General features: G+C 40.2%; 19 protein-coding genes. 7 read left to right on the top strand and 12 right to left on the bottom strand.

The window, feature by feature from the left end:
* Nucleotides 1-209: 209 nt before the first annotated feature.
* The 3 genes from GYY70_RS07830 to gmk are packed head-to-tail and all read right to left on the bottom strand — an operon-like array spanning nt 210 to nt 3,619.
* The gene (locus GYY70_RS07830) at nt 210-2,738 is read right to left on the bottom strand and encodes a bifunctional (p)ppGpp synthetase/guanosine-3',5'-bis(diphosphate) 3'-pyrophosphohydrolase (protein WP_174831978.1); all 2,529 of its coding nucleotides are present in this window, start codon (nt 2,736-2,738) and stop codon (nt 210-212) included.
* Between the two features lie 15 nt (nt 2,739-2,753).
* Nucleotides 2,754-2,957: a DNA-directed RNA polymerase subunit omega gene (gene rpoZ, locus GYY70_RS07825; RefSeq protein WP_025331049.1), complete on the bottom strand. Its 204-nt coding sequence runs from the start codon at nt 2,955-2,957 to the stop codon at nt 2,754-2,756.
* A 50-nt stretch (nt 2,958-3,007) separates the two neighbouring features.
* The gene (gmk, locus tag GYY70_RS07820) at nt 3,008-3,619 is read right to left on the bottom strand and encodes a guanylate kinase (RefSeq protein WP_025331048.1); all 612 of its coding nucleotides are present in this window, start codon (nt 3,617-3,619) and stop codon (nt 3,008-3,010) included.
* Between the two features lie 157 nt (nt 3,620-3,776).
* Between gmk and GYY70_RS07815 the strand changes: the two genes are divergently transcribed.
* The 3 genes from GYY70_RS07815 (at nt 3,777) to GYY70_RS07805 (ending at nt 6,695) form a co-directional block, all read left to right on the top strand.
* Nucleotides 3,777-5,402 carry a CTP synthase gene (locus GYY70_RS07815; protein WP_084547392.1) on the top strand — a complete coding sequence of 542 codons (1,626 nt, stop codon included), beginning with the start codon at nt 3,777-3,779 and terminating at the stop codon, nt 5,400-5,402.
* Between the two features lie 147 nt (nt 5,403-5,549).
* Nucleotides 5,550-6,047: a DUF3465 domain-containing protein gene (locus GYY70_RS07810; protein ID WP_238791884.1), complete on the top strand. Its 498-nt coding sequence runs from the start codon at nt 5,550-5,552 to the stop codon at nt 6,045-6,047.
* A 72-nt stretch (nt 6,048-6,119) separates the two neighbouring features.
* Complete coding sequence (locus GYY70_RS07805; RefSeq protein ID WP_202984458.1) at nt 6,120-6,695, top strand: HdeD family acid-resistance protein; 576 nt, start codon at nt 6,120-6,122, stop codon at nt 6,693-6,695.
* Between the two features lie 98 nt (nt 6,696-6,793).
* On the opposite strand, the gene GYY70_RS07800 is transcribed toward GYY70_RS07805, so the two are convergent.
* The 9 genes from GYY70_RS07800 to pilM form a co-directional block, all read right to left on the bottom strand.
* Entirely contained in the window at nt 6,794-7,987 is a 1,194-nt protein-coding gene (locus GYY70_RS07800; protein ID WP_174831977.1) for an amino acid aminotransferase, read from the bottom strand.
* A gap of 108 nt (nt 7,988-8,095) precedes the next feature.
* A complete protein-coding gene (gene trmB, locus GYY70_RS07795; RefSeq protein ID WP_037394437.1) occupies nt 8,096-8,803 on the bottom strand; it encodes a tRNA (guanosine(46)-N7)-methyltransferase TrmB in 708 nt (235 codons plus the stop codon).
* 61 nt (nt 8,804-8,864) lie between these two features.
* Entirely contained in the window at nt 8,865-9,947 is a 1,083-nt protein-coding gene (gene aroB, locus GYY70_RS07790) for a 3-dehydroquinate synthase (protein ID WP_174831976.1), read from the bottom strand.
* 6 nt (nt 9,948-9,953) lie between these two features.
* Nucleotides 9,954-10,496 carry a shikimate kinase gene (locus tag GYY70_RS07785; RefSeq protein WP_037394431.1) on the bottom strand — a complete coding sequence of 181 codons (543 nt, stop codon included), beginning with the start codon at nt 10,494-10,496 and terminating at the stop codon, nt 9,954-9,956.
* Nucleotides 10,497-10,741: 245 nt separating this feature from the next.
* Entirely contained in the window at nt 10,742-12,925 is a 2,184-nt protein-coding gene (pilQ, locus tag GYY70_RS07780) for a type IV pilus secretin PilQ (RefSeq protein ID WP_174831975.1), read from the bottom strand.
* A 36-nt stretch (nt 12,926-12,961) separates the two neighbouring features.
* Nucleotides 12,962-13,501 (bottom strand): pilus assembly protein PilP, encoded by a 540-nt coding sequence (locus GYY70_RS07775; RefSeq protein WP_174831974.1) that lies wholly within the window; start codon nt 13,499-13,501, stop codon nt 12,962-12,964.
* A 51-nt stretch (nt 13,502-13,552) separates the two neighbouring features.
* Nucleotides 13,553-14,203 carry a type 4a pilus biogenesis protein PilO gene (locus GYY70_RS07770; RefSeq protein ID WP_174831973.1) on the bottom strand — a complete coding sequence of 217 codons (651 nt, stop codon included), beginning with the start codon at nt 14,201-14,203 and terminating at the stop codon, nt 13,553-13,555.
* A gap of 14 nt (nt 14,204-14,217) precedes the next feature.
* Nucleotides 14,218-14,865 carry a PilN domain-containing protein gene (locus tag GYY70_RS07765; RefSeq protein ID WP_174831972.1) on the bottom strand — a complete coding sequence of 216 codons (648 nt, stop codon included), beginning with the start codon at nt 14,863-14,865 and terminating at the stop codon, nt 14,218-14,220.
* Nucleotide 14,866: 1 nt separating this feature from the next.
* A complete protein-coding gene (gene pilM, locus GYY70_RS07760; RefSeq protein ID WP_174831971.1) occupies nt 14,867-15,913 on the bottom strand; it encodes a type IV pilus assembly protein PilM in 1,047 nt (348 codons plus the stop codon).
* Between the two features lie 180 nt (nt 15,914-16,093).
* Here pilM and GYY70_RS07755 point away from each other — a divergent pair, with 180 nt between their 5' ends.
* The 4 genes from GYY70_RS07755 (at nt 16,094) to htpX (ending at nt 22,204) form a co-directional block, all read left to right on the top strand.
* The gene (locus GYY70_RS07755; protein WP_174831970.1) at nt 16,094-18,442 is read left to right on the top strand and encodes a penicillin-binding protein 1A; all 2,349 of its coding nucleotides are present in this window, start codon (nt 16,094-16,096) and stop codon (nt 18,440-18,442) included.
* Between the two features lie 338 nt (nt 18,443-18,780).
* On the top strand, nt 18,781-19,707 hold the full coding sequence (ppk2, locus tag GYY70_RS07750) for a polyphosphate kinase 2 (RefSeq protein WP_174831969.1): 927 nt from the start codon (nt 18,781-18,783) through the stop codon (nt 19,705-19,707).
* Between the two features lie 161 nt (nt 19,708-19,868).
* Entirely contained in the window at nt 19,869-21,128 is a 1,260-nt protein-coding gene (locus tag GYY70_RS07745) for a glutamate-5-semialdehyde dehydrogenase (protein WP_370521161.1), read from the top strand.
* A 221-nt stretch (nt 21,129-21,349) separates the two neighbouring features.
* Entirely contained in the window at nt 21,350-22,204 is an 855-nt protein-coding gene (gene htpX / locus GYY70_RS07740) for a protease HtpX (RefSeq protein WP_084547356.1), read from the top strand.
* Nucleotides 22,205-22,286 lie beyond the last annotated feature (82 nt).

Raw genomic sequence — 22,286 nt, 5'->3', positions numbered from 1 at the left:
CCACTTAGGGCCAGGGCGGTGTTTACGGTACCGCATAACCGTTTACAACATCACCTCCTAAGGTGTAAATAATGGCTATATCTGTAATAAACAAAGTAATAACAGACATAGGTTTATTTTAAAAATAAGGCAGAATTATGTCTGATTAAATATCGTTCGTCAAGATGATATTTAACGGATATATATGAATATTTATCAGGAAAGATTGTTCAGACGCGGTTTACGCGGCGAATCTGAGGTACAGAGTGCAGATCCCGGGTAATCTGGTTCAGCTGGTCTAGATCTTTTACCTGTAAAACAAAGCGAAATTCGATAAATCCCTCAATGCCTTCAAGCTTTTTCGATGTTGTTTCAACCGACTTGATATCACCACCATTAGAGGAAATCGCCTGAGCAATAGTGGCCAGTAAGCCATGACTATCGATTGCATTCAGACACAGTGTTGTTTGATAGTTGCTTGCCTGCATAATATCCCAGTTAGCATCAAGCTGAAGCTCAGGATCTGTTTTCAGAATGGTACTACAGGTATCACGATGGATAATGATTCCCTGATCTTTGATTAATAGGGCTTTAATAGTATCGCCGGGAATAGGGTGGCAGCATTTGGCCAGATGAATATGGGTAGATTCATTGCCGGTAAGATTAATAGGTGCCAGTTTAATGGTGTTGTTAAAGTGTTCTCCGGCCAGCTCTGCGATGTGCATGGCTATGGAAACCGGTTGCAACAATCCCATACCAACTTCGCACAGGATATTTTCAAAGGAAGTATTTTTCTGTTGTAAATCGGCCAGATATTTATCTTTCAGGCTGTCTGAAAGTAAAACGTTTTCCGGTAACAGGCTGGAAAGTGCTTTTTGTAATAATTTCTCACCCAGACGGATGGCATCTGAGCGATTCATTTTTTTAATCTGGCTGCGAATGGCGCTGCGTGCATGGCTGGAAACGGCAAAATCAAGCCATGCCGGGGTAGGATGACCATTGCTAGAGGTAATGATTTCTACTGTATCACCAGTGTGCAGCCGGGTGCGTAATGGCATAAGATTGTGATTAATACGTGCTGAAACAGTGCGATTACCAATGCCGGTGTGGACTGCATAAGCAAAATCCACCGGTGTTGCACCTTCCGGTAAGGTAATGATTTTGCCTTTGGGGGTGAAAACGTATACCTCGTTTGGAAACAGATCAGTTTTTACATGTTCAAAGAATTCAATGGCATTGGCACTATGCGCCTGAATATCAAGTATGCTTTGCAGCCATTGATTAGTACGCATCTGAGCCTGATCAAAGCTATTCTGCTCACCATCTTTGTGCATCCAGTAACTGGCTATACCGCGTTCGGCAATGGTATCCATTTCATGTGTACGAATCTGTACTTCAATTGGCAGACCATACGGACCTACCAGTATGGTATGCAGACTCTGGTAACCATTATTTTTAGGGATGGCGATATAGTCTTTGATTCTTCCCGGCTTAGGCTTGTAAAGATTATGCAGTACGCCTAAAGCGGTATAGCAGGCCGGTATATTATTAACGATAACTCTGAATGCATATATATCCATTACGTCGGCAAAATGGAGATTTTTCCGGCGCATTTTTTCATATATGCTATAAAGATTTTTTTCCCGGCCTCTTACCTGTGCCTCGATATTGGCACTAACCAGACGCTGGCTGAATGCGCGCAGTACTTTTCCGACCACGTCACGCCGGTTACGCCGGGATGACTGAATAGCTTTGGCGAGTACTTCATAGCGATGCGGATATAAATGCTTGAATGCCAGGTCCTGTAATTCGCGATAAACATGGTTTAATCCGATGCGATTGGCCAGCTGCGCATAGATTTCCATGGTTTCCTGAGCAATACGTCTTCGGCTGGCTGGTTTTTTTGCTGACAGTGTGCGCATATTGTGCAGCCGGTCTGACAGCTTGACAATGATCACCCGTACGTCTTGAGTCATTGCCATAATAAGCTTGCGGAAACTTTCAGCCTGTGCTTCCTGCTGGCTGTTATATTCCAGTTTTTCCAGTTTAGATAGACCGTCAACCATATTGGCTATGGTTTCTCCGAATACGGCTATAATTTCTTCTTTGGTGGTACCGGTATCTTCCAGCACATCGTGTAATACACCAGCGCATAAAGCCTGAATGTCTACATGCCATTCAGCCAGTTGTGTCGCCACCGCTATAGGGTGGGTAATATAGGGCAGACCACTATTGCGAAACTGTCCCTGATGTGCAGTTGCACCGAATTCGCAGGCTTTGCCAAGTAATCGCAGATCATCTTTTCCGAGGTAGGATGCGGTGTGCAATAATTTATTCTGTGCCTCGTTAATAATGGCATGATAGCTGTTCTCTATTTGCTGCTCGCAGCATTTGAGTTGTGAAGCAATATCGGTATATGCTGAGGTATTAATTTCGTTTAAAATTTTCATCCCCACCTGTCCTAATGCATGACTTGGCAGATGAGAATCTGAAGTACCTAAATCTTCAAAAGCAATTTTGATTAAAACGGCAGCAAGAGCCTGTACTCTGTGCAGATTTTGTGCAAGAGATGTAGTAATGGCAAAACTGCGTTCCAGTAATGCAGTTTTGCCGGTTTTGTCTGCAAGAGAATATATATAGGCGCATGCCTGTTCCAGCAATTCCCAGCGTTCCTGTTTATTCAGATATTCTGTATGTGCGAAAAGATTATCCCGCCATTGGTTTACTGGTGGTTTATAAGGCACGCTGGGGGGATACATGGCTGTTTGCCTGTATTATTTTTGCTGGTTAAGTAATTCTGTTCCGATTTGTCCGCCGGCAATTTCGCGCAAGGCAATGACAGTCGGTTTATCATGATCTTCTTCGACCAGTGCAGTAGCGCCGTTGGCAAGCTGACGGGCGCGTAAAGCAGCTATCATGGTCAGGTCAAAATGATTCGGAATACGTCCGATACAATCTTCTACAGTGATACGAGCCATAATCTGAGTTCCATTCCTGATATCAGGATAAGTAATAAAAGGTAAATAAATTATTTTTCGGATAAAATTTGTATAATTGTCTGGCTTTGTGCTTTGGCACGCAAGCCAACTGAGCGAATAATCGCCAGCAGGTCATTTTCTGCCTGTGTAATCTCTTCATTAACAATCACATAATCGAATAACAGGCTTTGCTCTATTTCTTCACGTGATTTTTCAAGCCGGTAGGCTATTACATCTTCACTATCCGTGCCTCTGTTTCGCAGACGTTCGTTCAGTTCAGCCATTGAAGGAGGCAAAATAAAAATGCTGGTGGCTTCCGGTAATAAACGGCGGATCTGTTCAGCACCCTGCACATCTATTTCCAGAATAACGTTATAGCCCTGTTTTGATAATGACTCAACAGCTTTTAAACTGGTGCCGTAATAATTACCATAGACATTTGCATGTTCTATGAAGGCATTGGCGGCAATCATTTGCTCAAATTCATCACGGCTGACAAAATGGTAATGAATGCCATTCTGCTCTCCATCTCGCGGCATTCTGGTAGTGTGGGAGATAGAAATACGGATATCAGGCTGACAGGCACTCAGACGTGAAACCAGAGTGGTTTTGCCTGTTCCGGAAGCGGCGGAAACAATGAAAATATGTCCAGATTGCAACATAATAAAAATTTAGCGGTTACGGTGATTAATTATGCCACAACCGTGATTATTGCGCCAATCCGGAGATAATATTCTCACTCTTTATGTGACCGGGCAGTATCTTTCATTTCATGCTGTTTTCGGCTAAAATGCTCAATTCAATTTCCTGCTGATTGTCATGACCAAGTTTATTTTTGTAACTGGCGGTGTGGTCTCTTCACTGGGTAAAGGCATTGCCGCTGCGTCTACTGCTGCTATTTTAGAATCCCGTGGTTTAAAAGTAACCATGCTTAAACTGGATCCGTATATTAATGTTGATCCGGGTACAATGAGTCCTTTTCAGCATGGGGAAGTATTTGTTACTGATGATGGTGCTGAAACAGATCTGGATCTCGGGCATTACGAGCGCTTTATTGATGCTACGATGCAAAAGCGCAATAATTTTACATCCGGTCAGGTGTATGAAAGTGTAATTCATAAAGAACGCCGTGGTGATTATCTGGGGGGCACTGTTCAGGTTATTCCCCACATTACTGATGAAATCAAACGCAAAATTCATGAAGGTGCTGCCGGTTTCGATGTGGCGATTGTCGAAATCGGGGGTACGGTAGGTGATATTGAGTCTTTGCCTTTTCTGGAAGCCATCAGACAAATGCGCAGCCAGCAGGGACGAACCAATACCCTTTTTGTTCATCTTTCCTATGTACCGTATATTGCGGCCGCAGGTGAGATAAAAACCAAACCGACTCAGCATTCCGTTAAAGAATTACGTGAAATCGGCATTCAGCCGGATGTGCTTATCTGCCGTATGGACCGGCCGATGCCGGAAGAAGAAAAACGTAAGATCGCTTTGTTCTGTAATGTTGAAGAGCGTGCGGTTATAAGCTGTTATGATGTTAATAGCATTTATGAAGTGCCGGCAATGCTTCATGATCAGGGTATTGACAATATAATCTGTGAGCAGCTGCAACTGAATGTTCAGCAGGCCGATCTGACTGCATGGAATAAGATTGTTTATTTAGTACAACATCCGAAACACAAAGTAAAAATTGCCATGGTCGGCAAATATGTCGATTTAACTGAGTCATATAAATCTTTGTCGGAAGCTTTAAAGCATGCCGGTATTCAGACTGAAACTGAAGTAGATATTCATTATATAGATAGTGAAGCTCTGGAAACAGAAGGAACGGCCTGCTTAGAAGATATGGATGCCATACTGGTTCCCGGTGGTTTCGGTACGCGTGGTGTTGAAGGAAAAATCGCTGCTGTTCGTTATGCGCGTGAAAAGCAAATTCCTTATCTGGGTATCTGTCTGGGCATGCAAATCGCGCTGATTGAATATGCACGTGATGTGGCTAATCTGGATGGAGCCAATTCAACTGAATTTGATCTGAAAACCCAGCATCCTGTTGTTGCTTTGATTAGTGAGTGGCAGGATAGGGACGGGCAGATTGAAAAGCGCGATGTTAATACTAATCTTGGCGGTACGATGCGTTTAGGCGCACAAGAAGTTAAACTGGCTGACGGCTCATTGGCGAGAAACATTTACGGTAATGAGTTGATTCGCGAGCGTCATCGTCATCGTTATGAAGTTAATAACTATTATGTGCCACAGTTAGAACAGGCTGGTTTGGTTATTGGAGGTGTATCTACCGGGCATGAGCATTTGGTTGAAACAATTGAATTACCGAATCACCCTTGGTTTTTCGCTTGTCAGTTTCATCCTGAGTTTACTTCAACACCAAAAAATGGCCATCCTTTGTTTACTGCCTTTATTAAAGCAGCATTAGCTTATAAAAAATAAATTATTATAGTTTTTATTAGAATCAGGCTATCCGAGTGCTCGGATAGCCTGATTTTTTTATTTATATCAACATTAATTTTGCTAACGCTGATTACATTTTGTATGATGAAATAAATTGTTACTAACTGCACATCAAAATTTTTACTTATGAAGAAAGTTATTTTGCTGGTTATTGTGGCACTGGGCTTATGGTTATGGTTGCAAAGCACAACAGACGAGCAGCCGAAAAGTCAGGCACAGGAACAGGTAATTAATTCTTTTAAATCTATGCGGCATAGTTTTACTGCTGCACCTGTTGCAAGTAATCCAAAGGAAAGTGTGTCAATTGAGCAAGCTCAAAAAGAAAATCTTGATAAAGTACAGGTATATGGAGAAGGTAAAGTTATTAAAACATTACCTGATGATAATAAAGGCAGTCGTCATCAGCGTTTTATACTGCGTACAGGCACAGATAGTACGGTTTTAATAGTGCATAATATTGATATAGCGCCGAGGCTGAATGATTTGCAGCGTGATGACACAGTTGGCTTTTCTGGTGAATATATCAGTAACGACCGTGGCGGATTAGTCCATTGGACACACCATGATCCAAAGCATCGTCATCATGATGGCTGGCTGTTATATAAAAATAAGCGTTATCAATAGCAATCGTTTATTGATATCTTATCCATTAATATTTTATCATTTAGAAATGGACATTTAATTAAAGGAAATATTGTGAATAATTTTACATTTCGCAGTCCGTTAGCTAATTTACTTTCAAAAAATTGGTGGATAGTACTTTTACGTGGGATTGCTGCATTGATTTTTGGATTGCTAACGTGGTTCTATCCATTCATAACTATAATGGTCATGGTTATATTCTTCGGTGTTTATGCTTTAATAGATGGTGTAATGGGCGTAATCATTTCTATTAATGGTCGAAAAAGTCATCAGGATTGGTGGTTAATGCTGATTTGGGGTATTGTAAGTATTCTGGCCGGTATCCTGACATTTTTTGTTCCGGGAATTACCTGGCTGGTTTTAATTACATTTATTGCTGCTTGGGCTTTGATATCCGGTATATTCCAAATCATAACTGCAATACGTTTACGCAAGACTATTCAGGGTGAATGGTGGATGATTATCGCCGGTATTTTATCGGTTTTGGTTGGTATTATTCTGTTAATTGATCCAGTGCAGGGCGGTATAGCATTAACTTGGGTAATTGGTGTTTATGCAGCATTATTCGGTGTCATGAATATTGCATTGGCTTTCCGGTTGCGCCGGTTTTCTATCCATTCAACCAATTAAGAAATTTACTTTGTAATTGAATTTATTGTGTTGGTAATACAAATAATGAAACTGGCTGATTAGTTAATAATCAGCCAGTTTCATTGTTCAGATACTAATTACTTTAATACAGCAACCATTGCATTGGCTACGTATTCTATATTACTGCTATTTAATCCAGCCATACACATACGACCATTTTCAACCATATACACACCAAATTCGCTTTTCAGACGTTCAACCTGCTGCGGATTCAGACCAGTGAAGCTGAACATACCACGTTGTTTTACAAAATAGCTGAAATCGCGCTCTGGGAATTTTGCCTGTAAGACTTCATGCAAACGGCTGCGCATAGCGCGAATACGATCGCGCATCATATAGACTTCTTGTTCCCATTGCTTGAATAACTGATTATTGTTCATTACACGGTCAACGACATGACCGCCGTGAGCAGGAGGGCTTGAATATAAACGGCGTACAGTAAATTTAAGCTGACTTTGTACAAGACGGGCTTCTTCAGCTGTCGGGCAGACAATACTCAGACCACCCACTCGCTCGCCGTACATTGAAAGATTTTTAGAGAAAGAGTTGCTGATATAAACACATAAACCTAAATCAACAGCTTTACGAATAGCATAGGTATCGGTTTTTATATCGTCACCAAAGCCTTGATATGCTATATCCATAAAAGGAATAAGTTGTTTTTGTTTGATAATCTCAAGTAGCTCATCCCATTGCTGTTGGCTTGGGTCTACACCGGTAGGATTATGGCAGCACGGATGTAACAAAATAATATTGCCTGCATCCAGTTGCTGAAGGAATTGTTTTAATTCTGTAAATTTAATGCCAATTGTTTCAGGATCATAGTAGGGGTATTTTAGTACCTCTATACCTGCACCCTCAAAAATACTGATGTGGTTACCCCAGGTAGGATTGCTGACATAAACTTTTGCCTGAGGAAACCAACGGTGAATAAATTCAGCACCGACGCGCAGGGCACCAGAACCACCAAGGCTGGCAATGGTAGCAACTCGTGCACTTTTAATAGCTTCATGTTCACTGCCAAGTAATAATTTCTGGCAGGCCTGGCGATAACCGGGCAGTCCGTCCATAGGCAGGTAATCATGTGGTAAATTTTCTTTAACCAGTTGCGATTCTACGGTGCTAACGCATTCCAGTACTGGGACATGGCCGGTATCGTCATAATAAACACCAACACCCAAATTTACTTTCTGATTACGTGAATCTTGTTTGTATTGATCCATCAGACCCAGAATGGGATCGCCCGGATAGTATTCGACATTCTGAAACATCTCAGTTCCTTAGAAGACAGCAATATTATTTAACAGAAAAAAGAATTGCCGCAATGCAATCAGGTTGATTGTACCTTAAATGTCTTTACTTTTTATTAATTCTTGATGTTATTTTTTTACAAAGATCAAATCCCACACACCGTGTCCCAAACGTTTTCCGCGTGCTTCAAATTTAGTTTCTGGACGGTAGGCAGGAGTGGCAGCAAAATCATCAGCAGTATTTTGTAATTCAGAGAAGCTGGATAACACTTCAAGCATCTGATCGGCATATTCCTGCCAGTCGGTAGCCAAATGGATATAGCCGTTTGGTTTCAGTTTGGGAAGTAATTGGGCAATAAAAGGTATCTGAATCAGACGTCGTTTATTATGGCGTTTTTTATGCCATGGATCAGGAAAGAAAATATGAATCCCATGCAAACTATTATCATGAAGCATGTAATTAACGACCTCCACCGCATCGTGGCGCATCACCCGTATATTCTGAATATTTTGTTCCTGAATCAGTTTTAGCAGATTACCTACGCCCGGGCCGTGTACATCAATAGCCAGAAAATCACACTCAGGCAGGTTTTGGGCAATTGCAGCTGTTGCTACTCCCATCCCAAAGCCAATTTCTAGAATTTTCGGTGAAGGACGATTGAAGATGGTATCTAAATCAATTTGATTTTGGTTAAAATCAATACCAAAAAGTGGCCATTGAGTATCAATGGCGCGTTGCTGGGCAGCTGTCATATGGCCTTGACGAAGAACAAAACTGCGGATGCTGCGTTTATGATCGTGATTATTTTCCGCCTGGAGATCGGATTGATTAGTCATACTTTATCTTGTGTTTAATGTAAAAGTCGATGATAGAATTAGGCGCAGATTCTAACATGCTTCACAAGATATAGGGTTTCAGAGTTGTGGCTAGTGTTTCGGTTACAATATCATCAGCTATCATTGCCTGCCCAAGTTGTTTGAGTGCAACAAAACGTAATTTTCCATCAATTACTTTTTTATCATGGCTCATATGTCCAAGCCATGCCTTAAGTGACATCGCCGGAGGGAGAACGGGTAGCTTGGCCTGATTTAATAATGCAATAACACGCTCCGTATCTTTTTTGTTCAAATAACCCAGTTGCTCAGATAAACGGCAGGCAAGTACTGTACCGGCAGCCACAGCTTCTCCATGCAGCCAATTACCATAACCCATTTCTGCTTCGATGGCATGGCCGAATGTATGTCCCAGATTTAAATAAGCACGGATACCGGCTTCTTTTTCATCGGCACCCACAATTTCAGCTTTCATCTGACAGCAACGATAAACGGCTTCAGCTAGTATTGATGGATTCTGTGCCATTAATGCGGTGATGTTATTTTCCAGCCATTGAAGAAATTCGATATCACCTAATACGGCATACTTGATTACTTCTGCTAAACCGGCAGAAAACTCACGTGTTGGTAATGTTTGCAAACTGTTTAAGTCAATAAATACTGCCTGGGGCTGATAAAACGCTCCAATCATATTTTTTCCTAAAGGATGATTGATTGCTGTTTTACCGCCAACTGATGAATCTACCTGACTGAGCAGTGTTGTAGGAATCTGGATAAAAGGTGCGCCTCGCTGATAGGTAGCAGCGGCAAAACCAACCATATCGCCAATTACACCTCCTCCTAAGGCCAGTAAGGTGGTTTGACGTTCTGCACGGTTTTGCATCAGACCATCATAAATTAAATTGAGAGTCTCCCAATTTTTATACCGTTCTCCGTCTGGCAGAATAATACTGAAATGTTCATAGCCTGCCTGATTCATGATTTGCTGCCATTGAGGTAGATACAATTCAGCAACGGTTACATTGGTAACAATGGCAATCTTATGATTTAAATAAGGAGCAAGAATATTTTGTGCGGATTTCAGCAGATCACTGCCAATAAATATCGGGTACTGGTGTGAAGCAGTTGCAACAGAAAGGGTATACATGATGGGTTATAAAAGAGAGAGTTGTTGAGAGGGATATCGTAATAATCGAATTAATCGATTAATAGTCCTGGAGCTATAAGGACTGTCTACATCTATTATGGTATGTGCTGTTGCACGATAGATAGGATCACGTACGGTATATAGTTCTTGCAATTTTGCCAGAGGATCAGAAACTTGAAGTAGTGGTCGGTTTTTGTCGTGCTGAATTCTGCTTAACAGTATTTCCGGTTGTGCATGCAGATAAACAACGTGACCATTTTGTTGCAGTTTAAGTCGGTTTTCGATTTGTAAAATAGTACCGCCGCCAGTAGCAATAACAATATTTTTTTGCTGCACCAGCTCGCTGATAATCGCCGCTTCCCGAAACCGAAAACCGGCTTCTCCTTCAACTTCAAAAATAGTGGGAATAGATACGCCAGTACGTTCACATATTACTTGATCGCTATCATAAAAATCGCGATGTAATTTTGTTGCCAGTTGTTTACCAAGAGTAGTTTTACCTGCTCCCATCAAACCGATCAGAATCAGATTGCCAGCTATATTATCCATGTCTGTTATTGTAACTGAGAGCTGTAGTTTATGCATTAGTAAACTGATGCAGATACTTGATGAATAGCATAATCTGTCAATGAGTATATTTCTGTTTTTCTGACTTTAAAAAATAATAGCGAGAAAATTAGTTATATTTGATAAATAGAAAATATAACTAATAAATGTTTTTTCCTAGCTGATATTTAATAATTAAAAAGCCAGCCTGTTTTACAGGCTGGCTAAGTTTTTGGTGAAAAGGTTAATTAATATTTCAAAGGTGCGCTGGAAGAATCAACTACCCGGGGTGTAATGAAAACAAGTAATTCATTACGTTGCTGGGTATTCTTTCTGTGTTTAAATAAATTACCAATGCCCGGAATATCACCTAATAAAGGTATTTTATCTATACTATTTTCATTATTTTCATTGTAAATGCCGCCAATGATTAATGTTCCGCCATTTTCAATCATGGTCTGGGTAACAACATTGCGTTTTTGCATACAGATATCGCCTGAACGAAGTACATCCGGTGCGACATTTGAACAGGCAATCGGGCGATCATTCTGTACATTTAATGTCATAATGATATTGCCGTCAGGAGTAATCTGTGGTGTTACTTTCAACCCCAAGACAGCATCTTTGAAACTGGTTGAGGTGGCACCACTTGAAGTAGCTTCCTGGTACGGAACTTCATAACCTGATTCAATTTTGGCTTCTTTACGGTCCTGAGTTAATACACGGGGTGAAGAAATAATTTTGGTTTTACCTTGAGCCTGAGATGCTGAAAGTTCCAAAGCTAACGCACCTGAAGCAAATTTATGTACCCAGGATACAACGGAAGTAGGATTAGTTACACCTAGATTGATATTTGGAAATCCAAGTTCAAAATTCGGATTACGGGTCGTACCTTTATTATCATCCTGAAGAGAAACTGTACCACCAATATCAGTATGGGTAGTTCCTCTAGTATAACCGAACTTGGTACCTAATTCACGCGCGAAACTATCTGTAGTTTCAACAATTCTTGCTTCAATCAATACCTGTTGAGAAGAAATATCAACCTGAGCTATCAGTTTTTCAAATTTTTTAATTACACTACTAATATCAGTAATAATTAAAGTGTTAGTTGCCGGATCAAGTAAGGCACTACCGCGAGGACTCAGAATACTTTTACTATCGTTTGAGCTACCGTCATCCGACAAATGCAATATTTTCTTAAAATCCTCTACACTGCGGTATTTAAGCTGGAATGTCTGAGAAATTAACGGACCTAAATCATCCAGTTTCTTTTGTTGTTCAAGAGAGGCAGTATCTCTGGACATGAATTCATCACGCGGAGCAATGTTGATAACATTTCCTTCACGGCGCATATCAAGATTTCGTGTTTCCATAACCAGATTCAGAGCCTGATCCCATGGAACATCTTTCAATGAAATAGTCATTTTGCCCTGAACGCTGTCACTGGCGACGATATTCATACCGGATTCTTTTGCCAGAATTTGTAAAATAGTGCGAACATCAATATCCTGAAAATCCAGAGATACGCGTTTACCTTTAAATGATTTATTATTAGCTTGTATTCCCTTATTTTCTACATCAAATTTACGTGAAATCTGCAGGACAAGATTATTGCCGCTTGTCATTTGAGTATAGTCCCAGTCACCCTGCATCTGAATGCTGACTTCAGTGTCGTTACCGATTCTGCGCAAACGTATGGCTCGTACCGGTGTACTGAAATCGGTAACATCCAAGTTACGTTGCTGTTCAGTTAATAAGGGAACATTTTTATAGGTTAAAGTAAGAGTGGCAGCATTACTTTTAATGGTTGGCTGTGCTTTACCATTCAGTCCGATAATGGAAACCACACCATTACCGTTTTTTCCTTTCTGGAAATCTACATTAACCGGCACCGGATCAGCAACATTGTAGGCATTATCTGCTGCACTGGAAGTCTGACGGTTAACTACTTGTTCAGTTATATTAGGTGCCGGATAAGGTGCATTGAATACCGGAGCAGGTTCGGCATCAACAGAAGCTTGTTTATTTTTTACTTTGTTTTTAACCGGATGCGGGTCTTGTACATAAACCCAGACTTCATTACCTTTTATGGTTGCATTATATTGTGCTGCTTTTGATAGTGAAAGCATGATGCGTGTCCGGTCAGCTGTCTGACCAGCTTCAATCTGCTGTAATACAGAATCATCAAATTTGAGCAGATTCTGCGGTACGGTTAAACCGGTACTTGCAAAATCCAGTGCGATACGTGCAGGATTTTCGGTTGTAAAACCCCGTGGTAGTGCCGGGTCTTTATCAAAATGAATTTTTATCAATCGCTGTTGATTTTGCAGTGCACCGACATTAATAGCAGTAATATTACCTGCCATTATACTCTGACTCAGTAAACCCAGACCCAGAGTGGATAAAATAGATATGGTTTTCATTTTCATATTTGGTACCTTTTATTCTTAAATGGGTTACTTGTATCAGTCGTCTTGTTCGGATGTTTCCGTGGAGGTGCTGTCTGCAGCCTGTAAAGGTAAGCTGGCACGATGTGTTGTCCAGTTACCATACGAATCTTCAACTAATTCTGAAATAACGATTTCATCTTGCGTTATTGCTGTAATACGTCCGTAACTTTGTCCGAGATAATTTCCCACATTAACGGTATATACATGTCCGTTCACAGCGATAAATGCGGAAGGAGCTTTACCCGCACCCTTTATCAATCCAACGTAATGTAATTCATCTAAAGAAAAATTTTCCAGAATTTGTTTAGGCCGGTTTAAATCAGGTGCATTCGAACCCTGTAACCCGGCTTTAAATCTTGCCGGATCAAAAATATTCAGTTTTGGTTGTACAGGTGGCGTATAAGTAGGCTGAATATTTAACTTGGTTTCATTGGGTTTAACATTCTGAGTTTTTACCTGCTGTCTGGTATTTTGCATCCATTCATGTAAATCTTCATTTGCTGAAGAACAGGCACCTAATGCGAAAAGACCAAGAAAAAGTAAATATTTATTCATAATTTATCCGTTGCATATATGTTATAAAGTACTGTTTTGCAGAAACTAGGTTTATTTTTTATCATTTTTCTGTTCTTTTATTTCTGCATCGGTCAGTGCTTTATAGGTATTGGCAACCGCGTTCAAAGTAAGCGTATTATCTTTTTCATTCCGTTTGATAACAATTGAGTTTAACGTTACGATTCGTGATAATTTTCCTACATCGCGGAGAAACTGACTAATCTGATTGTAATTGCCTGTCAGGGTGATGTTATAAGGTAATGTCTGAATTACCTGCTGTTCAGACTTTTTGTCAGTTTGATTATCTGATTCGGTATTTTGAACCTGGGCAGGTGTTACACTGTCCATATTCAGTCCGTTTTTGGTTGCGCATTCATGTAATTCCTGAATCAGATTCGGAATTTCAGCCTGTGTCGGCAGCTGCTTTAATAAGATATTAAATGAACCATTAATAGAATCCAGTTCTGCTTTTAAAGCATCCAGATGAGCTGCCTGTCTGCTTTTTTCCGTATATGTCTGTTTCAGTTTTTCCTCTTCTTCACGCAGCTGACTGATTTGTCCATTTAAGCCACTGTAAACAAAGAAGTAGGCGAGAATTAGAATAATAACAATGATTGCTCCGGCAATACCTAATTGTACAGGTTTACTTTGCTGAGGTAAGGAGTTTAAATCAATTGCTTTCAAGTCAATATTTTTTGCCATGTTCAACTGCTCCTTCAGTTTGATGCGGCTGCTGCATCAGACGCTGCCTCATTTTGATCTGCAGTATCTGTTGAGATTGGATTAGTATTCTGATTTACCTGAGCCATGTCATATGGTTGCCCGATGTTGCTATTCAGAGGAATACGAATACTGAATTCTTGTACATTATTTACCCGTTTAATATTGAGTAATTCCGGAGTGCTGAATAATTGTCCAGGTATTGCATTCATGAATGCAGCAGTTTTAGCATCACTGAATGCTTTACCATTGACTATGTATGTAGAGGAATTCTGAGCTTCAATACTGGTTATGTACAATCCCATAGGTGCTACAGTATTTAATGTATCCAGTATACGCGCGGCTTCAAATCGTTTGTTTGATAGTTCTTCGACTTTTTCCTGTCGCGCGATAAAGTTCTTACGTTCTTCCTGCAGCTTGGAAATTTCTGCTATTTCTGAATCCAGTTTTTTAATACCGTTCTCTAACACCAGATTACGGCTTTCCTGACTGCTCACTCTGCTTTCAACAGCCAGATAACCGAGGAATGCCAGACCGAACCCAATCAGGGCAGCTCCGGCTAATAATGTCTGAAATTGCTTTTTTTGCTTCGCTTGTAAAGCTTCGCGGTAAGGCAGCAGGTTAATTTTTAATAAAGGTAACATCTTATAATCCTCTTATAGCCAGACCAAATGGAACGGTTAATAAACTGCTGTCTTGAAGTAATTTCGCCTGTGGAATGTTATCACTTGGCTGTGCCAGTAATACAGGGTTGATTTGCTGTGCAGGTATTCGTGTCTGCTGAATAATACTTTCAGTAAATTCATTAGCACCTTTATTGCCATAGCCAAAAATCAGGATTTCATCAATTTCGTTTTCCTGACTGGCTGAAGTAAAGTAAAACTGCAATACCCTCTGTATTTCCTGAATAAACTGTTGCTGGAACGGCTGAGCTACGGCTGTATTGTAATCTTCAGGTTTGGAAGGATTATAAAGCATGTTCCATGCTTCTTCTTCGGTTAACTGATAGTTGCGTCTTAGAGACTGCATTAAATGATCATAGCCAAGATTAATTTCCTGTTTGTAGAGTAATTTACCGTGGCACATGATAATTGCCTGGGTTTCACTGTAATCAATATTGAAGACTGCAACACATTTATTGGTAAGTTCAGGTTGTCTGAAATTAATCCAGGTGATGGCACTATTCATTATCGCCATTAAATCTACATCCATCTGGCTGGGTATTATTCCGGCATCAGTATAGACATCCATCAGTATGTTAACATCGTCCCGCTTACCATTAACCAGCAACAGACATTCTTTTCCCTGATCGTTTGCATCAATCTTCTGATAATCATAACTGACTTCATCCAGAGAGTCATATTGACTCAGTTCAGCCATAATTTGTTCTTCTTCGGTATACTCTGTATTCGGATCACGGTCGAGGAATTGGACTGACACCTGCTTTTGTGAAATTGCCGCTGTAATGTTCCGGCAATTACTTTGCAGTTTTTGTTTTGCCTGTTGCAGGTAAGCAACAAGTTCTTCATGATTTTCTATACTGCCATTACCTACAATATTTTTTGGCAGAGGGACAACAACGTATTTTTCGAGACGAAATTGATTTAAACTGCGTGCATTTAATAGCACCATATTAATGCTTTTATCAGTAATACTGATACCAAGACTTTGTCTCGAGGATGTTGTGGCCACCTTCTTATTCTTTGAATTTATTTTGAAATTATTCAGTTTCATGAAAGGGCTTTCTGTCTGTTTATCAAACGGGTAATGTCGGGTGTTGAAAATTACTGTTCTGTGTTGCTAACAAATTTAAGACCAAAGTTTACTTTATTTTGGATATATTTCGCAGCCTTAAATGAAAATTAGTTGATTATGATTAGAAAATTATTACTTTCAACCGTAGGTTTGCTTGCCGGGCTGGCGCTTTTTGCTGTCGGTTTGCTGGCAGTAGCGATTATGGTTACTTATCCGAAGCTGCCTTCTCTGGAAGCAGTGACGCATTATCAACCCAAACTGCCACTTACAATTTATTCAGCCGATAATAAACTGCTGGGGCAGTTTGGAGAGGAAAAACGTGCTTTTACAAGAATCAATGACTTTCCTCAGGTACTGAAAGATGCAGTGGTAGCCGCTGAAGATAAACGTTTTTATGATCATGGCGGAGTAGATTTTATTGGTGTAACCCGTGCTTTGATTACAAATCTGACCGGTGGTGTGCAATCCGGAGCCAGTACGATTACTCAGCAGGTAGCACGTAATTTTTATCTGACTAATGAGCGCACCTATACGCGTAAATTCAATGAAGCGCTTCTTGCTTACAAGATTGAACAGAAATTAAGTAAGGATCAGATTCTTGAGCTTTATTTTAATCAGATTTATCTGGGGCAGCGTGCTTATGGGTTTGCTGCTGCTTCTCTGGTTTATTTTAATAAACCAGTACAAAAACTGGACTTGGCAGAAGCAACGATTTTGGCTGGTTTACCTAAGGCTCCTTCCACCTTTAATCCTGTTGTAAATCCGCAACGGGCTAAAATGCGCCAGCGTTATATTCTCAATAATATGGTGGAAATGGGCAAAATTACACCTGCTCAGGCTGATGCTGCTTTTGCAGAACCATTAAATTACGTTCATTATCAGCAGCCTATAGATCAGAATGCGCTCTATGTTGCTGAAATGGTTCGCCAGCAAATGTATGAAAAATATGGTGATGCAGCCTATACGCAGGGATTTCGCGTTTATACAACAGTTAATTCACAGGATCAGGCTGTAGCAACAGAAGCATTGCGTAAAACATTGAATAATTTTGATAGGGGTTCGGCTTACCGCGGGGCGGAAGGATTTTTTGACCTGAGTAAAATTCCGGAAGATATTCGTGATGAGCAGATAGAACAGTATCTGGCAAATCGTTCTGCTGTAGACGGTATGTTGCCGGCTGTAGTAACTGAACTTGGTTCAAATTCAATTGTAGTGTACATAGGCGGTGTAGGCGAAAGCAGAATTAGCGGTAGTAGTTATAACTGGATTAAACGAACCATTAATAATGCGAAACTGGATGACGCTGCCGTACGTGTGGGCTCAGTGGTACATGTGCGGGGTGATGGTAAGAGTTATCGAATTGTACAGCAGCCGGAGCTTCAGGGGGCGATTGTTGCTCTGGATGCCCAGACTGGAGCTGTAAAAGCTTTGGTAGGTGGTTATGATTTTTATCGCCGAAGTTTTAACCGTGTGACTCAGGCCAAACGTCAGCCCGGTTCTTCTTTTAAGCCTTTTATTTATTCAGCAGCTATTGCTAAAGGCTTCACGCCGGCGACGGTGGTAAATGATGCTCCGATTGTTATGCCGGGAATGGGTGCAGGCGGACGTGCTTGGACACCTAAAAACTCGGACGGTCGTTATGCTGGGTTTATTACGTTACGTCAGGCTTTAACTGCATCTAAAAATATGGTTTCCATCCGTATACTGATGGCTATGGGTGTTGACTATGCCAGACAATATGTCCAGCATTTTGGTTTTCGTCTGGATCAGATTCCGAATAGCCTATCCATGGCACTTGGCAGTGGTGAGGTAACACCAATGCAGATGGCTGAAGGTTATGCTATTTTTGCAAATGGTGGTTTTAAAGTTTCCAATTATGTCATTGACCGGATTTATGACAGTCGTGGTAACCTGCGTGCGCAAATGCAGCCATTAGTTGCCAAGCAGAATGCGCCACAGGCTATTGATCCGCGCAATGCATTCATTTTATATCACATGATGATGGATGTAGTTAATCATGGTACAGCTTATAGTGCACACGCACTCGGGCGTAGCGATATTGCAGGTAAAACGGGTACAACTAATGATAATAAGGATGCTTGGTTCGTAGGCTTTAATCCGAACATCGTTAGCGCAGTGTATATAGGATATGATCGTCCCCGCAGTATGGGACGCTCAGCTTTTGGGGGTACAATTGCTGTACCGGTATGGCTGGAATATATGCGTTATGCATTAAAAGGCAAACCTATAGTTAATACACCTGTTCCGGCCGGTATTATTCAGAAATCCGGAGAATATTTTCTTAAAGAACATCAGACAACTAATCCTGATTTACCACTGGATAATCGTGCTGACGGACCGGTAACGGCCAAAACGAATGGTAAAAGTGGTGATGCAGATGAGGCCGGAGAAGTACCAGTTGTCCCGCAATCTGGTACTAATAGTCAGTTAGACTCATTATTTTAAAAATTTGTATTGATAAAATTGTAATTTACTAAAATGGGCAATCATTCGGATTGTCCATTTTTGTTAACTGTTGAAATATAAATATATTAAATCATTAATATTTAATTAATTAATAATGTTCTTAAAATTCAATGTGTAAAATATATTTTTAAATATATAAATTTGAATTTGGGAATAGCATGTCTGTAAATATATAAAAATTATATCGATAGTTTGTTTTAAATTTGTCATATTATTTGGTGTAACTGCATAACATTGAGTTACAATGTTTAAATAAATTATCACAATTTTTAAAATAAATTTTATGCCTGATTTTGGTTTAAAAAGAAAGGAACAATATGAGTGAGCAACAATCTCAGCCCGAGCAGTCTGATGAAATTAGTACGAATGATAGAGAAGCAAGATTGAAAGTTTTTGAGAGAAGTGTATTGGAAGGCAGGCATACTGATGAAGATTCATCTACAGCACCTTTACCTTCAAATTATCCTTATCGTACCCGGATGAGACGTTCAACATATGAACGAGAAAAAGCTAAATTGCAAATTGAACTCTTGAAAGTGCAAAACTGGGTTAAGGAGTCGGGTCAGAAAATTGTATCCTTATTCGAAGGAAGAGACGCAGCGGGTAAGGGAGGAACGATTAAACGCTTTATGGAGCATCTTAATCCTCGTGGTGCACGGGTAGTGGCTCTTGAAAAGCCTACTGAAACTGAAAAGGGTCAATGGTATTTTCAGCGTTATATTGAGCGCTTGCCTACAAGCGGTGAAATGGTATTTTTCGATCGCTCCTGGTATAACCGTGCCGGTGTGGAACGTGTAATGGGCTTTTGTCAGCCTCATGAATATTTGCAGTTTATGCGCCAGACTCCGGAATTGGAACGTATGCTGGTAAATAGTGGTATATATTTGTTTAAATTTTGGTTTTCTGTTTCCCGTGAAGAGCAGTTACGTCGTTTTATTTCACGGCGGGATGATCCTTTAAAGCACTGGAAACTTTCTCCTGTTGATATTCAGTCTCTGGATCGCTGGGATGATTATACCGAAGCTAAAAACGATATGTTTTTCCATACCCATACCGGCGATGCGCCATGGACAGTAATTAAATCTGACGATAAAAAACGCGCACGACTCAATTGTATACGCCATTTCCTCACTGAACTTGATTATCCGGGCAAGGATATTGCTGCAATAGGTGCAGTAGATAATTTGATTGTATTAAAACCTCAGACTCAGTTTAAAGATTCAACAGATACGCATATTGATTAATTGTGTCGTTGTAAGACAATTTCGAAAGAGGATTTAATTAACATATCATATAATTTTTAATGGGTATGCAAGGGTTGTTTTAGTTGGGTAAATGTATCTTGTGTGATTTTATATGAGAATACGAATGATTTTTGTGTTGTCTTTGTAGAAAGTAGATTTGCGTGGAATTAACCAAGTATATTACTGAAATGGCTAAAGCAGCCAAAGATGCTTGTTATGCTCTTAATATGGCATCTACTGCACAGAAAAATCAGTTATTGTCATTTATTGCATCGGGTCTGTCTGCTGAACGAAATAGGATTCTTGCTGCTAATGAAACTGATATAAGTGCAGCACGAAAACAGGGAATAGATACTGCTTTACTTGATCGGCTGCAACTTAATGAAAGCAGGATAGCGGCAATGATTGATGGTGTACATCAGGTTGCTGCATTAGCGGATCCTGTGGGTGAAATGGATGAGTTTCGTGTACTGCCTAATGGTATTACGCTCGGTAAAATGCGTGTGCCGTTAGGTGTAATAGGTATGATTTATGAATCTCGCCCGAATGTGACTCTGGACGCAGCCATATTATGCCTGAAAACAGGCAACAGCTGTGTGTTACGGGGTGGCAGCGAAGCAATCAATACTAATAAGGCAATCGCTTCGGTCATTACATCATCATTAAAGCAAGCCGGTTTACCAGAAAATGCTGTTAATCTGCTGACTAATACTGATCGTGCCGGTGTGGATATACTGGTGGGTTTATCTGAATATATTGATGTAATTATTCCGCGGGGCGGTAAAGGTCTGGTGCAGCGGGTAAATGAAAAAGCACGTATACCAGTTATCAAACATTTGGACGGTATATGCCATGTGTATATTGATGTTTCTGCAGAGGCAGAAATGGCGATTAATATTGCTGTAAATGCAAAAACATCGCGTTACGGAACATGTAATACTATGGAAACTTTGCTGGTTCATGTTAGCCGTGCAGCAGAGTTATTACCTGTACTTCAACAAAAATATGCAGAAAAAGGTGTTGAGTTACGAGGCTGTAAACTTACTCAGAAAATTTTGCATAATGATATTATTCCAGCTTCAGAAATTGATTGGTCAACTGAGTATCTGGCTCCGGTTCTTTCAATAAAAGTAGTCAATGATGTCAGTGAAGCCATCAGTCATATTAATTACTATGGTAGTCATCATACAGACAGTATTATTACAAATGATTTATCTCATGCACAGTTATTCCTGCGTATGGTAGATTCATCTAGTGTTATGGTGAATGCGTCAACTCGTTTCGCTGATGGGTATGAATATGGCTTAGGCGCAGAAATTGGAATTTCTACTGACAAAGTCCATGTACGCGGTCCGGTGGGTTTATATGGTTTAACCAGTCAGAAATGGATCGTTATGGGGCAGGGGCAAGTACGTCTTTGAAATTTCAGCGCTATAATATTATTCAAGCATATACTGATATGTCATTATATGCTTTTTATTATAATTTTAGGTTTTGATTTCGAAAACTTTTAAATAATTGATTTATGAACTTATAAATAAAATATCAGTTTTCAGATTAAATGAAAAATGAATATTATTATTTTTTATGTCACTGATATTATTGTACTGATGAATTTTCACAGAAATTAAAAGGGCATAATGTGAAACGTATTGTATTGTTTATTGCTACCAATCTTGCAGTCATCATTGTTATTAATGTTGTTCTGAATATTCTTTGTGCACTTTTAGGTATTAATATTTATAGTAATGGCAATGGTATTTTGTTATTACTGGCTGCTGTTGTTGGTTTTACCGGTTCTATTATTTCTTTGATAATGTCCAAAACGCTGGCACTTAATTCTGTTAATGGACAGATTATCGGTCAGCCGCAAACAGCTGCAGAGGCATGGCTGTTAAATACAGTTGCCAGTCTGGCCAGTCAGTGGAATATTGCTATGCCCGAGGTGGCTATTTATGATTCTCCTGAACCTAATGCTTTTGCTACCGGAGCTACACGTAACAGTTCACTGGTGGCAGTAAGTACTGGTCTGCTGCATAGTATGTCGCAGGATGAAGTAGAAGCCGTGCTTGCTCATGAAATGGCTCATATTGGCAATGGAGATATGGTGACAATGACCTTGTTGCAGGGAGTGGTTAATACTTTTGTTTTTTTCTGGGCTAACCGCATTGCTGATGTTGTAGCCCGAAAAGAAGATGGTGAGGTGTCTCATGGTGTTTATTATATGGTAAGTATGATTTTGCAGACAGTGTTTGGTTTTCTGGCAAGTTTAATTGTTATGTGGTTTAGTCGCCAGCGCGAATATCGTGCAGATGCCGGAGCAGCGCGTCTGGTTGGTGCGCCTAAAATGATAGCAGCGCTGCAAAGATTAAAAGGTGAAACCAGTCATTTACCTGCTGGTATGCAGGCTTTTGGAATTGCCAGTGAAACTGCTGATGCTCTTTTTAGTACTCATCCGACACTGGATAACCGGATTAATCGCTTACGTCAGATGTGATATTAATATGATAGAAGTAGTTTTTGTCTATATCAATCTGACAAATCTGAATTTAATCAGGACTGTTTTTTAAACACCTAGT

Origin of the sequence: Snodgrassella sp. ESL0324, assembly GCF_013344955.1 — a bacterium.
Classification (GTDB): Bacteria; Pseudomonadota; Gammaproteobacteria; order Burkholderiales; family Neisseriaceae; genus Snodgrassella; species Snodgrassella alvi.
This window is presented reverse-complemented; position numbering and strand designations above follow the sequence as displayed.